Genomic DNA, 12,625 nt, shown 5'->3' on the forward strand with positions numbered 1-12,625 from the left:
GGTGCGATCGGAGCGCCGCTCGGGTGATCAGGGAAACGGCAGCGCGATGACGGTGACAGAGGACGGCTCGGCGGCCATGGACGAGGTCGTGTACGGGCCCGGCATCGACCCGGAGCGGCTCGCGGTCTGCCTCGCCGTGCTGGAGGAGCTCGACAAGCTGGAGGTCGACCACCCCGACGCGATCGCCGTGCGCCGGGCCACCGCGGGCGTCTACCGCACCGTCAAGCAGCGCCGCCGCCAGGAGCGCCGGGCCGCCAAGACCGCCCACGACAAGGCGGTCACGGAGGCCACGGCCACCGGCTCCGCCCAGCGCATCGACGACGAGACCGAGGGCATCCTGCCGTCGTCGGTCACCGAGGAGGGCCGCCTCGCGGGGATCCTCCAGCGGCCGCGCTCCTGCTACACCTGCAAGACCCGGTACGTCGAGGTCGACTACTTCTACCACCAGCTCTGTCCCGACTGCGCCCGCCTGAACCGGGGCAAGCGCGACGCCCGCGCCGACCTGACCGGCAAGCGCGCCCTGCTCACCGGCGGCCGCGCCAAGATCGGCATGTACATCGCGCTGAGGCTGCTGCGCGACGGCGCGCACACCACGATCACCACGCGCTTCCCCAAGGACGCCATCCGCCGCTTCAAGGCCATGGACGACTCCGGGGACTGGATGCACCGCCTGGAGGTCGTCGGCATCGACCTGCGCGACCCGGCGCAGGCCGTCGCCCTCGCCGACCAGGTCGCCGAGGCGGGCCCGCTCGACATCCTGATCAACAACGCCACCCAGACCGTACGCCGTCTGCCCTCCGCCTACGCCGCCCTGGTCGAGGGCGAGAGCGCCCCGCTGCCCGCCGGTGAGCTGCCCGCCCACCACGTCATCGGCGCCTTCGGCTCCGGCGCCGTCGACGGCCTGGCCGCGCTGCCCGTCGGTATCTCCGGCCTCGACGCCCAGCAGGTCGCCGACCTCGCCCTGGTCGCCGGCAACGCCAGCGTCGAGCGGCACCTCGACGGCACCGCCATCGACGCGGGCGGGCTCGTGCCCGACGTCGTCGACACCAACACCTGGGTGCAGACCATCGAGCAGATCTCCCCGGTGGAGCTGCTGGAGACCCAGCTGTGCAACTACACGGCGCCGTTCATCCTCATCAGCAAGCTCCGCCCGGCCATGGCCGACGCCGCCGGGAAGGCGCCGAGCGGACGCGCGTACGTCGTCAACGTCTCCGCCATGGAGGGCGTCTTCGGCCGCGGCTACAAGGGCGCGGGGCACCCCAACACCAACGCCGCCAAGGCGGCCATGAACATGGTCACCCGGACCAGCGCCCAGGAGATGTTCCAGTCCGACGGCATCCTCATGACCTCCGTCGACACCGGCTGGATCACGGACGAGCGCCCGCACTACGACAAGCTGCGCCTGGCCGAGGAGGGCTTCCACGCCCCCCTCGACCTCGTCGACGGCGCGGCCCGCGTCTACGACCCGGTCGTACGCGGTGAGGCGGGTGACGACGTGTACGGCGTCTTCCTGAAGGACTACGTGCCGGGCAAGTGGTAGCGGCTGCGGGTCCTACGGGGTGATCCGTGCCCTGCGGACGTTCGTCCCGCCGTCCACCAGCAGGTCCGCCCCGGTGATCCACTCCGCCGCGTCGGAGCACAGCCACAGCACGGCCCGCGCCACGTCCTCGGGTTCGCCGATCCGTCCGAGGGGCAGGCCGGACGCGATCTCCGTCTCTCCCGGCTCCCACACGAACCGTGCCATCTCGGTCCGTACGAGGCCGGGCGAGACCGAGTTGACCCGTACCCGGGGCGCGAGTTCTCCCGCCAGTTGCCCGGTGAGGTGCAGCAGCGCGGCCTTGCTGGTGTTGTAGGCGCCGATGCGGGGGCCGACGTGCCGGGCGCCCTCCGTGCAGATGTTGACCACCGAGCCGCCGTGCTCGGCCATCCAGCCGCGCCACGCGCACTGCACCAGCCGCAGCGGTGCCTCCACGTTCACGGCGAACGCCTCGCCCCACTCCTGCGGGTCGATGTCCATCAGCGGGCCGTACGGCTGGTTGGTCGCCGCGTTGTTGACCACGATGTCGACCCGGCCGAACTCGTCCAGCGCGAGGTCCGTGAGCCGTCGCAGGTGGTCCGGGTCGGCGACGCTGCCGGCCAGCCCGACCCCGTCCAGGCAGGCGGCGGTCCGGCGTACGTCGTCGGGGTCCCGGGCGGTGACGCACACCCGTGCTCCGGCCGCGGCCAACTCCCCGGCCACGGCGTACCCGATACCGCGGGTGCCCCCGGTGACGATGGCGGCCCTGCCCTTGAGGTCGTACGACGACGTCATCGGCGTACCGTCTCATGACGGGCCGTCAGTCAACAGACTCCAGGCGGGAGTTGCGTCCCGCGACCAGCTCCAGGACTGTGCGCCAGTCCTCCAGGACCCCGGCGTCGAAGGCGGCGGTGCGAGCCTCCTCGACCGCGTGGCGCAGGCGCAGCAGGTCGTCGTCGGCGGGGCCGGGGGCGGAGTGGTCGCGGACCAGGCGGGCGACGCGGCCGCCGAGCAGGGGGCGGACGGCGTCGGCCGCGCGGTGGGCGTGCCGGGCCTGGTCGCCGGGGCCCAGCAGCGGGCCGATCGAGTGGACGAGACCCGCCACCTGGAGTTCCTTGTCGGCCGGACGGGACCGGCGCAGCAGCGCGGCGGTCCGCAGCGCCCCGCACTGGCCCCGGCAGACGTACAGCAGATCCATCAGCTCTTCGACACTGCGCAGCTCCATGCGCCAGTCCTCCCGCCGGACAAGCCCTGCCGTCCGGAAGCAGATCATGGCCGGCTTTCCATTCGGCCAACGGGACCTGAACTGCGTCGTCTGTTCGCCGGCGTAGGCCGAGCGGAGGAATCACAAAAGCGGCATCATGAGGCGAATACTGACGATTCAACCCAGCTGAACACGGACGACTCCGGATAGTTACCCTTTGTTTTCAGCCCGATCGAGCGCACTCGCGCTCATTTGGTTAATCTGTAGCGGACGGACAGCAGTACGGGGTCCTACCCAACACCCACGGTCCGTCATGGGACTCGCCCGTTCACCACGGCCTGTTCTCGTACGAGGAACCGGCGCCACCGCGTCCGAGCTGTCTCAAGCAAGACCCGAGCGGGCGTCGACGACCAGGCCGGAGCATGGGCAGGTACGCCCCGAGGGTGACCCGACACATAAGGAGTGCGCGGTGACACCGGAGAAGACGAATCGCGAACAACGCCCCAAGGAACGCACGGAGCGTGCCGGCCGCAGGCCCGGGGAGATCGGCAGCCTCGACGTGTGGGCCCGCTCCGCCCCGATCCGCCTGGCGGGCTACGAGGACGACCTCGTCGAGCCCCACATCCTGCCCAGCGTGGACTGACCCACCGAGACCCCCGGGGCACCCCGAGGGGACCTGTCGCGATCGCCGACCGCATGGGCGTGCGAAACTCACGCCCATGCAGATCAGAGAAGCCGTGGCCGAGGACTGGCCGCGGATCTGGCCCTTCTGGCACCGGATCGTCGCCGCCGGCGAGACCTACACCTGGGACCCGGACACCTCCGAGGAGGCGGCCCGGGCCCTGTGGATGGCCCCGGCCAAGCGCGTCTACGTCGTGGAGGACGACGGCGGAGCCGTCGTCGCCTCCGCCTACCTCACCCCCAACTACGGCGGGCCCGCCGCCGGTATCGCCAACGCCGGCTTCATGGTCGACCCCGACCAGGGCGGCCGGGGATACGGCCGCGCCCTCGCCGAGCACGTCCTGGCCGCCGCCGCGGCCGCGGGCTACCGGGGGATGGTGTTCAACGCCGTCGTGGAGACCAACCCGGCCGTGAAGCTGTGGACCTCCTTCGGCTTCACGATCCTCGGCACGGTCCCGGACGCCTACGACCATCCCCGGCACGGCCGGGTGGGCCTGCACATCATGTACAAGGCCCTGTAGTCGGCTACAAGGCCCTGTAATCCGCGCTCCCTTTGCCCTGGCCCTCGCCCTCAGTCGAGCGGTGCCGTCCGCCGCCACGGGTGCCGCTGCTCCAGCTCCGCCGCCACCTCCAGCAGATCGGCCTCCGACCCCGGGCGCCCCACCAACTGGACGGCACAGGGCGCGCCGGAGGGCAGGGTGCCGAAGGGGACCGCCATCGCGGGCCAGCCCGTCAGGTTCCACGGCGGGGTCAGCGGCGAGTAGGTGGTGTTGGCCAGCAGATTGCGCAGCCAGCCCCGCTCGTGCCAGGGCGCGGCCTGCGGGGAGCGGCGGGCCAGCGCCGGGGTGAGCAGGATGTCGTACTCCTCGAAGAACGGCTCCAGGCGCCGGCGCAGCGCCTCCCGTCCGGTGCCGGTGCGCACGGTGTTCACGAAGCGGCGCCCGACGGCCGCGTGCACCCGGGTGCGCCGCGTCAGCAGCCGCCGGTCGAGGGCGTCGGCGTCCACGGCGGTGCCGGCCGTCCAGTGGGCGAACGAGGTGAGGCTCAGCGACATCGGGTACGGCGGATCGGCCCGGCGCACCCGGTGCCCCGCCCTCATCAGCACACCGCCCGCCTCCCGGGCCGCGGCCGTGTAGGGCCCGGTGACCGCCACGCCCGCGATGGGGCTGCGCAGGGAGACGGCGACGCGGTGCGTGGTGTCCGTGTCCCGCGGGGCGAACGAGGCGTCCGCGATGACCGACAGCACCAGGCGGGCGTCCTCGACGGTCGTCGCGAGGGGCCCGTTCTCCGACATGCCGAACCAGGTGCTGGTGCCGGGCGGCACCACGTCGGGCCCCGGCTTGATGGTGACCAGGCCGCAGTTGGCGGCCGGGATGCGCAGGGAGCCCATGCCGTCGTTGCCGAGGGCGACCGGCACCAGGCCCGCGGCGACCGCGGCCGCGCTGCCGCCGGACGAGCCACCGGCCGTGCGGGAGGTGTCCCAGGGATTGCGGGCGGTGCCGTGGACACCCTCCGAGGTGCCCCAGACGCACAGCTCCGGCACGTTGGTCAGGCCCACGACCACCGCGCCCGCCGCCCGCAGCCGGGCCACCGTGGGATGGTCCTCGGCGGCCGGTGCCTCCGGGGTCGCGGCCGACCCCACGCGCATCGACTCGCCGCGCACCGCGAGGTTGTCCTTGACGGCGACCGGCACTCCGGCCAGGGGCAGTTCGCCCAGATCTCCGCGGGCCGCCACCGCGTCGGCCTCGGCGAGCGCCGCCTCGGCCCGCACCGTCCGGAAGGCACCCACCCGGCCGTCGAGCCGCTCGATCCGCGCGAGGTGCTCGGCCACCACCTCCCGGGGCGTGGCCCGCTTCTCCCGTACGGCTGCGGCGATCTCGGCGGCGGTCCGGCCTGCCCAACTGGTCACGGGCGCTCCTTACTGGCGAGTAATCCTTCAGGGAGAACTGTGCCGCACTCCTTGGATATTCGGACCGCTCTTGTTGGACTTTTGCCGCGGCTGCCCCGAGTGTGCACCCACTGAACCGCAGGTCATCCGATCAATAGCCCAACTCCCGCCTCTTCGCATCCCATTGACAGTCCCTGGAGGCCGCTCAATCATCAGCCATCCGATGATTGGGGGCCCACTCTTGAACACGGGCAGAAGAGGATGGCTGCGGTCGATCGGGATCGCGGCGCTGCTGACCATGGGCGTGGCGCCGACACCGGCCGTCGCGCAGGAGGAACAGAAGCCGCCGGTCACGGTGCCCGCCCTGACCGACTGGGCCCCGGAGTCCGGGACCTACGCCTACCGCAACGGGACCCGCATCGTCGCCGACACCGGTGCCGAACGCCGGGTGGCCGGCACCCTCGCCGACGACCTCCGCGCGGCGGGCCACGGCACGGTGCCGGTGGTGCGCGGCGGGGCCCGCGCCGGTGACATCGTCATCGACGTCCGGCCCACCGAGTCCGCCCTCGGCACCGAGGGCTACGCACTCCACGCCGGCAAGCGCCTGTCGGTGACCGGCGCGACCGAGACCGGCGCCTTCTACGGCACCCGCACGCTCTTGCAGCTGCTGGCCCAGGGCGACCGGATCCCCGCCGGACGGACGGTGGACGTGCCGCGCTACAAGGAGCGGGGCGTGGGCGTGTGCGCCTGCTACATCCACGTCTCCCTGCCCTGGCTGGAGAACCTCGTCCGGGAGATGGCGTACCACAAGCTCAACCAGCTCCTGCTGGAGCTGAAGGTCAAGAGCGACGCCCATCCCGAGGCCAACACCTGGGGCTACTACACCAAGGACGAGATACGCCGGCTCGTCGCCCTCGGCGAGAAGTACCACGTCGAGATCATCCCGGAGATCAACTCCCCGGGGCACATCGACCCGTGGATCGAGAACCGTCCGGACCTCCAGCTGACCGACTCCGACGGCACCAAGCAGCCCTCACGGCTCGACATCACCCAGCAGGCCGCCTTCGACTACTACACGAGCCTGATGGACGAGTACGCCCAGGTCTTCACCGCGAAGTCCTGGCACATGGGCGCCGACGAGTACATGCTCGGCTCCGACTTCGCCAAGTATCCGCAGATCCTGAAGTACGCCCAGGCCAAGTACGGTCCGGACGCCACTCCGCAGGACGCCTTCGTGGACTTCGTCAACCGCGTCCACGACCACGCGGCGGGCAAGGGCGTCGACCTGCGCATCTGGAACGACGGACTGACCGGCGCCAACACCGTCCCCGTGAAGACCGACACCACGGTCGAGCACTGGCTGAACGTGGCGGTCAAGCCCGGTGAACTCGTCGCGCGGGGCTACCGGGTGATGAACGCCGCCTACTCGCTCTACCTCATCCGCGGCGGTTTTCACAGCGACACCGCGTCGCTGTACGACCAGAGCTGGGACCCGCGCAGTTTCGAGGGCGAGAAGCTCACCTCCGCGCAGGGGATCACCGGCGCGAAGATCAGCCTGTGGCCGGACAACGGGCGCGGCGAGACCGAGAACGAGGTCGCCGTCCGGCTCTGGCCCGCCCTGCGGCACATCGCCCAGGCCACCTGGGGCGACCCCCACCCCGACGCCACGTACGCCGGGTTCGTGGAACGCGGCACGGCGGTCGGGCACGCGCCCGGATGGCGGGACCTGACCCGGGTGCCGGTGGCGGACGGGACGTACGCCTTCGGGAGCTCCTTCACGGCCTCGGTGCACCGCACGGCGGACGGCTACGCGACCCTGCGGTCGGCGGCCGGCTGCCTCGCGATCAGCGGCGGCAGGCTCACCCTCAACGTCCCGCTCCAGCCCGGCGTCGAGGCGACCTGGGACACCTGCGACGCCACGAACACCCTGCAGCGCTGGGAGGTGCAGTCCGCGGCGGGCGGCGGCTACCGGCTCGTCAACGCGATCACGCGGATGGCGCTCACCGTCACGGACGACGGCCGGATCGCGCAGTACCCGCCGGACCAACGCCCGCCCGCCGTCTGGCACCTGACCTGAGGAGAGTCCCGCCATGACCGTCTCCAGACGCCTCTTCGTCACCGCCGCCACCTCCCTCGCCGTGACCGCCGGCACGGCATCGCGGGCCTCCGCCGTGCCCTCGGCGGCGGCGGAGGACCCCCGCTACCGCATCCCCGTCTCCCCGGACGACACCGAGGCCGACCTCGTCCGCAAGGCCTCCCAAGTCCGGCCCACCGCACGGCAGATCGCCTGGCAGGCCCTGGAACGCACCGCGTTCCTGCACTTCGGGGTGAACACCTTCACCGGTCTGGAGTGGGGCACCGGCGACGAGGACCCGGACGTCTTCCAGCCGGCCCGCCTCGACACCGACCAGTGGGCGCGCGCCCTGAAGGACGGCGGCTTCAAGCTCGCCATCCTCACCGTCAAGCACCACGACGGCTTCGTCCTCTACCCCTCCCGCTACACCAAGCACACGGTGGCATCGAGCAGTTGGCGCGACGGACACGGCGACGTGCTGCGCTCCTTCGCCGACTCCATGCGCCGCCACGGTCTCAAGGTCGGCGTGTACATCTCGCCCGCCGACGAGAACCAGTACCTGCACGGCGTCTACGCCAACGGCAGCGCCCGCACACCGCGCACCATCCCCGCCCTCGTCCTCGGCGACGACCGTTCGCCGGACCGCTTCCACACCCTCGACGCCACCGACTACGGCGCCCACATGCTCAACACCCTGTACGAGGTGCTCACCGAGTACGGGCCCGTCGACGAGGTGTGGTTCGACGGCGCCCAGGGGCACATCCCGCCCGACAAGGTGGAGAGCTACGACTGGGACAGCTGGTACACCCTCGTCCGCGCCCTCGCCCCGGACGCGGCCATCGCCGTCACCGGACCCGACCTGCGCTGGGTCGGCAACGAGAGCGGCATCGCCCGCGAGGACGAGTGGAGCGTCATCCCGGTCAAGGAGAACCAGTACGGCCGCACCGACTGGGCGCTGTCCTACGACACCCCCGACGAGGGCAGCCGCGCCGCCCTGGTGAAGGCGCGGCCGGCGACGGACCACCTCCAGTGGTGGCCCGCCGAGTGCGATGTCTCCATCCGCGACGGCTGGTTCTACCACGCCGACCAACAGCCCAAGTCCGTCGACTGGTTGACGGAGATCTACTTCGGCTCGGTGGGGCGCAACGCCGTGCTGCTGCTCAACGTCCCACCGGACACCGACGGTCTGCTGCACGACACCGATGTGGTCCGGCTGCGGGAGTTCCGGGAACGTGTCGAACGCGAACTGCCCGAGGACCTGGCCGCGGGCGCCCGCACGCTCAGGGAACCGGGCCGCGTCACCGTCGACCTCGGCGGCGAGCGGGAGGTGGACCGCATCCGGCTCGCCGAGGACATCCGGCACGGCCAGCAGGTGGAGGGCTTCGTCGTCGAGGCGTGGCGCGACGGCGCCTGGACGCAGGTCACGTCGGCGGGCACGATCGGCGCGAGCCGGATCCTGCCGCTGCCGTCCGCCGTGCGCGCCCGGCGCTGGCGGCTGAGGGTGACGCGGGCCCGAAGTGCCGTACGGATCAAGGAGTTCGGCCTGTACCGCTCGCGGGTCTGAGGGACCGGGTGGTCACCGGGGCGCGTCGGCGATCCGGTGACCACCTTTCAGCGCAGATGCTGGGCGAAGAAGGCCATCGTGGTGTCCATCGAGCGCCGCCACTGCGGATAGAAGGTGTGCCCCTCGCCCTGGTAGGTGCGCAGCCGGACATCCTTGCCGGCCTTCTCGAACGCGGCCGCGGTCTGCCGGGACCAGGCGATGGGGCAGGTGTCGTCGGCGGTGCCGTGATGGATCAGCAGGGGCTCGGTGACCCGGTCGACGTAGGTGACGGGGGAGGCCTCCCGCCAGAACTCCGGGTTCTTCTCGGGCGTGCCGTGCGTGGCGTCGATCCGGGCGACGAGCGGATCGCCCTCGGCACGCTGGAAGTGGTCGATGTTCTCCTCGGGGCGCGAGCTGACCGGCGCGAAGGCGACGGCCGCGTCGAACAGGCCCGGGGCCACCACCAGCGTGTTGTAGACGACCCCGCCGCCCATCGACCGGCCCAGCAGCCCGACGCGGTCGGCGTCGATCTCCGGGCGCCCGGACGACTTCAGCGCCTTCGCCGCGCCGATGACGTCCTCGGTGTAGCCGAGCCGGAGGTTGACGTCGTTGTCCGGGTCCTTGTCCGAGCGGGCGTGGTTGCGGTAGTCGGTGTGCAGGACGATGTAGCCGTTGCGGGCGAGGAGGTCCTGCTCGCGGTTCAGGCCGCGGCCGGTGGTGTAGACGGCCGGGTCGATGTAGCCGTGCGCGAGGACCAGCGCCGGGAACGGCCCCCTGCCCTCGGGGATGTTCATCAGCCCGGAGATCGTCAGCCCGTTCGCCTCGTACGTCACCTCGTAGCTGGTGTAGTCGGAGGTGCGGGTGATCACGTCGCCGAGCTTCAGGGCGGAACCGGTGTGCTCGCGCTGGATCAGGGCCGGGATCGACACCGGGTTCACCGGCGTACGGGTGGGGGAGGGCGTCGCGGAGGGGGTGCGGCTCGGGGCGCTCGTCGACGGGGACGGGGTGCCGCGTGCCGCCTCGTCGCCGTCACCGCCGTCCGTGCAGCCGGCGGTGACCGCGAGCAGGAGCGCGGCTGTGGCACAGGCCGTTGCTGGACGTGACCGCATACGGCCATTGTCACCCGGGCCGGTGTCATCGGGGTCGACTTTCCGTCGAGTCTTCAAGCACCGCGCTCAGGCACCGCCGCTGCGCGCCACCCCTGTGCTGTCCCGTTCGATGAGCCGCGGCACCGGCACCCGGACGGTGCGGGCCGGGCCGCCGTCCAGCAGGGCCATCAGTTCCGTGGCCGCCGTACGCCCGAACTCCACGCTGTCCCGGGACAGGGCGGACAGCCACGGCTTGACCATGCGGCACAGCGCCGAGTCCTCCCAGGCCACCACCGACACGTCCGCGGGCACCGAGAAACCCAGCTCGGCCGCGGCGGCGACCCCGGCGACGGCCATCACGTCGTTGTCGTAGACCAGGGCCGTCGGGGGAGCGGGGGCCTCCAGGACGCGGCGGGTGACGGCGGCGCCCGCCGCGTCGGAGTAGTCGGTGGTCACCGACTCCACCTCGCCGAGACCGCGCCGGGCGGCCTCGGCGCGCAGCGTGCGGATCCGGCGTTCGGTGTGCGCGAGGCCGGCCAGGCCCGCGATGTGCACGATCCGCCGGTGGCCGAGCCGGTGCAGTTCGTCCACCACCGAGGCCATCGCGCCCGCGTCGTCCGCCCACACCGTCGACAGACCCGGGTGGCGTTCGTCCGGGGCGCCGCCGATCACCACGGCCGGCAGCCCCAGCTCGTCGAGGAGGTCGGGCCGCGGATCGGCGGAGCGCGGATCCACCACCAGGACGCCGTCCACCCGGTGCTCGGCCCACCAGCGCCGGTAGACCGCGCACTCGTCGGCGACGTCCTCCACCACCTGGAACAGCAGCCCCAGATGACGTTCCGCCAGCACCTCCTGGATGCCCGAGACGAGTTGGAGGAAGAACGAGTCCACGCCCAGCGTCTCGGCGGGCCGGGCCAGCACGAAGCCGACCGTCGCCGCGCCCTCCCCGGACAGCGCGCGGGCCGCGGTGCTGGGCCGCCAGCCCAGCTCCTCGGCGACCCGCCGTACCCGGTCCCGGGTCTCCTCCGAGACCCCGGGCCTGCCGTTCAGCGCGAAGGAGACGGCGCTCTGCGAGACCCCGGCATGCCGCGCGATGTCCTTCATCGTGGGCCGCCGGGCCGGTGACCTCTTGCCTGACAAGTTGCCTGACAAGGCATTTCTCCATTCCCGCGAACATTCCCGCGCCAGTGTGCACTAATGCGGTTCAGCTCGTCCATCCTAAAGCGCATTAGTAACTAATCGAATTAGCTGCGCGACAGCCATTGACGGGCCCTGAGCCAGCCGTGCAAGGTCTGCCACGTCTGTCACACCAGTCCGCTGAGGAGGACGGTCCACGGTGCCTGTTTCCCGCAGAACCCTGACTGCCGCTTTCACTTTCTGTCTCGCCCTGTCACTGAGCGGATGCGGCTCGGGAGGCGACGGCGGCGGCTCCACCGACGCCTCCGGCAAGGTCGAGGGCGACATCACCTTCCAGACCTGGAACCTGAGGGCCAACTTCAAGCCGTACTTCGAGGGCCTGATCGCCGACTTCGAGAAGAAGTACCCCGGCACCCACGTCAAGTGGGTCGACCAGCCCGCCGAGGGCTACGCCGACAAGATCAGCGCCGACGCCGCCGGCGGCACCCTGCCCGACGTCGTCAACGTCTCGCCCGACCTCGTCGCCCCGCTCGCCAAGGCGGGCCTCGCCCTCGACCTGGACAAGGCCGCCCCGCAGTACCGGAAGGAGTACCTGGCCGGCGCCTGGGCCAGCCACCGGATACCGGGCATGAGCGGCACGTACGCCTTCCCCTGGTACCTCAACACCGGGCCGCTGTTCTACAACAAGTCCCTGTTCAAGGAGGCCGGCCTCGACGCCGAGCGGCCGCCGAAGACGTACGACGAACTGTTCACCCAGGCCCTGGAGCTGGCGAAGAAGAGCGACGGCAAGGTCGCCACCCTCGCCAACGTCCCCACCATCGAGGACTTCGGCCGCTACGGCGTCGAGCTGATGAACAAGCAGGGCACCGCCTTCGCCTTCAACGACGCCAAGGGGGTCGAACTCCTCACCGAATACAAGGAGTTGTACGACGCCAAGGCCCTCGACCCGCAGGCGCTGACCGCGACCCCCGAGTCCTCCGGCAAGAAGTTCCTCACCGGGGCCGTCGCGATGAACCCCGGCAGCGCCCTGGACCTCGGCAACTTCAAGAAGCAGGCGCCCAGCCTCTACAAGAACATCGGCATCACCGACCAGATCACCAGCACCGGCCACGTCAACATGTACGTGATGGGCGTGATGGTGAACGCCCAGACCAAGAAGACGCCCGCCGCCGTCGCCTTCGCGCACTACGTCACCGACGCGGCGCACCAGATGTCGTTCGCCAAGCAGGTCGCGATCTTCCCGTCCACCGCGGGCTCGCTCGACGACCCGTACTTCACCAAGGAGGACGGCACCGACGAGACGCGGGTGCGGGTCGCCGCCGCCAAGTCGCTGAAGACCGCCGTCAATTACACGCCCGTGCTGTTCAGCGAGCAGATGAAGACCGCGCTGCGCAACGAGGTCGCCAAGGCGCTGCAGGGCAAGCAGAGCCCCGAGGAAGCGCTCGACAACGCTGTCAAGGCGTGCGACACGCTGCTCCAGCAGCAGGGATGACC

Annotated in this window: 11 protein-coding genes; 6 read left to right on the forward strand and 5 right to left on the reverse strand. The window is 71.3% G+C overall.

From position 1 onward, the window contains the following. The first annotated feature begins 46 nt into the window (after nt 1-46). Nucleotides 47-1,540 carry an SDR family NAD(P)-dependent oxidoreductase gene (locus K4B79_RS43790; protein WP_232033037.1) on the forward strand — a complete coding sequence of 498 codons (1,494 nt, stop codon included), beginning with the start codon at nt 47-49 and terminating at the stop codon, nt 1,538-1,540. Nucleotides 1,541-1,552: 12 nt separating this feature from the next. On the opposite strand, the gene K4B79_RS43795 is transcribed toward K4B79_RS43790, so the two are convergent. Next, nucleotides 1,553-2,311 carry an SDR family oxidoreductase gene (locus K4B79_RS43795; RefSeq protein WP_232033038.1) on the reverse strand — a complete coding sequence of 253 codons (759 nt, stop codon included), beginning with the start codon at nt 2,309-2,311 and terminating at the stop codon, nt 1,553-1,555. A gap of 25 nt (nt 2,312-2,336) precedes the next feature. Continuing rightward, a complete protein-coding gene (locus K4B79_RS43800) occupies nt 2,337-2,741 on the reverse strand; it encodes a hypothetical protein (protein WP_232033039.1) in 405 nt (134 codons plus the stop codon). Nucleotides 2,742-3,189: 448 nt separating this feature from the next. Between K4B79_RS43800 and K4B79_RS43805 the strand changes: the two genes are divergently transcribed. Next, nucleotides 3,190-3,363 carry a hypothetical protein gene (locus tag K4B79_RS43805; RefSeq protein WP_107406738.1) on the forward strand — a complete coding sequence of 58 codons (174 nt, stop codon included), beginning with the start codon at nt 3,190-3,192 and terminating at the stop codon, nt 3,361-3,363. Between the two features lie 76 nt (nt 3,364-3,439). Beyond that, nucleotides 3,440-3,922 carry a GNAT family N-acetyltransferase gene (locus K4B79_RS43810; protein ID WP_232033040.1) on the forward strand — a complete coding sequence of 161 codons (483 nt, stop codon included), beginning with the start codon at nt 3,440-3,442 and terminating at the stop codon, nt 3,920-3,922. A 50-nt stretch (nt 3,923-3,972) separates the two neighbouring features. Here K4B79_RS43810 and K4B79_RS43815 read toward each other — a convergent pair whose 3' ends face one another. After that, nucleotides 3,973-5,310, reverse strand: a complete 1,338-nt coding sequence (locus tag K4B79_RS43815) for an amidase (protein WP_232033041.1) — start codon at nt 5,308-5,310, stop codon at nt 3,973-3,975. 202 nt (nt 5,311-5,512) lie between these two features. Between K4B79_RS43815 and K4B79_RS43820 the strand changes: the two genes are divergently transcribed. Both K4B79_RS43820 and K4B79_RS43825 read left to right on the forward strand, forming a co-directional pair. Beyond that, nucleotides 5,513-7,366, forward strand: a complete 1,854-nt coding sequence (locus tag K4B79_RS43820; RefSeq protein ID WP_232033042.1) for a family 20 glycosylhydrolase — start codon at nt 5,513-5,515, stop codon at nt 7,364-7,366. 13 nt (nt 7,367-7,379) lie between these two features. Beyond that, nucleotides 7,380-8,927 carry an alpha-L-fucosidase gene (locus K4B79_RS43825; protein WP_232033043.1) on the forward strand — a complete coding sequence of 516 codons (1,548 nt, stop codon included), beginning with the start codon at nt 7,380-7,382 and terminating at the stop codon, nt 8,925-8,927. A 47-nt stretch (nt 8,928-8,974) separates the two neighbouring features. Here K4B79_RS43825 and K4B79_RS43830 read toward each other — a convergent pair whose 3' ends face one another. Together K4B79_RS43830 and K4B79_RS43835 are read right to left on the reverse strand one after the other, a co-directional pair. Further along, nucleotides 8,975-10,015 (reverse strand): alpha/beta hydrolase family protein, encoded by a 1,041-nt coding sequence (locus K4B79_RS43830; RefSeq protein WP_232033044.1) that lies wholly within the window; start codon nt 10,013-10,015, stop codon nt 8,975-8,977. Nucleotides 10,016-10,081: 66 nt separating this feature from the next. Then, the gene (locus tag K4B79_RS43835; RefSeq protein WP_232033122.1) at nt 10,082-11,098 is read right to left on the reverse strand and encodes a LacI family DNA-binding transcriptional regulator; all 1,017 of its coding nucleotides are present in this window, start codon (nt 11,096-11,098) and stop codon (nt 10,082-10,084) included. A 232-nt stretch (nt 11,099-11,330) separates the two neighbouring features. Between K4B79_RS43835 and K4B79_RS43840 the strand changes: the two genes are divergently transcribed. Next, a complete protein-coding gene (locus K4B79_RS43840; RefSeq protein ID WP_232033045.1) occupies nt 11,331-12,623 on the forward strand; it encodes an ABC transporter substrate-binding protein in 1,293 nt (430 codons plus the stop codon). Nucleotides 12,624-12,625: the final 2 nt, after the last annotated feature.

Origin of the sequence: Streptomyces lincolnensis (assembly GCF_021173675.1) — a bacterium.
In the GTDB taxonomy this organism is placed as follows: domain Bacteria; phylum Actinomycetota; class Actinomycetes; order Streptomycetales; family Streptomycetaceae; genus Streptomyces; species Streptomyces lincolnensis_B.

Coding starts and splice junctions, on each gene's coding strand:
- K4B79_RS43790 (WP_232033037.1), top strand. CDS start 47: ATGACGGTGACAGAGGACGGCTCGGCGGCCATGGACGAGGTCGTGTAC.
- K4B79_RS43795 (WP_232033038.1), bottom strand. CDS start 2,311: ATGACGTCGTCGTACGACCTCAAGGGCAGGGCCGCCATCGTCACCGGG.
- K4B79_RS43800 (WP_232033039.1), bottom strand. CDS start 2,741: ATGGAGCTGCGCAGTGTCGAAGAGCTGATGGATCTGCTGTACGTCTGC.
- K4B79_RS43810 (WP_232033040.1), top strand. CDS start 3,440: ATGCAGATCAGAGAAGCCGTGGCCGAGGACTGGCCGCGGATCTGGCCC.
- K4B79_RS43820 (WP_232033042.1), top strand. CDS start 5,513: ATGATTGGGGGCCCACTCTTGAACACGGGCAGAAGAGGATGGCTGCGG.
- K4B79_RS43825 (WP_232033043.1), top strand. CDS start 7,380: ATGACCGTCTCCAGACGCCTCTTCGTCACCGCCGCCACCTCCCTCGCC.
- K4B79_RS43830 (WP_232033044.1), bottom strand. CDS start 10,015: ATGCGGTCACGTCCAGCAACGGCCTGTGCCACAGCCGCGCTCCTGCTC.
- K4B79_RS43835 (WP_232033122.1), bottom strand. CDS start 11,098: ATGAAGGACATCGCGCGGCATGCCGGGGTCTCGCAGAGCGCCGTCTCC.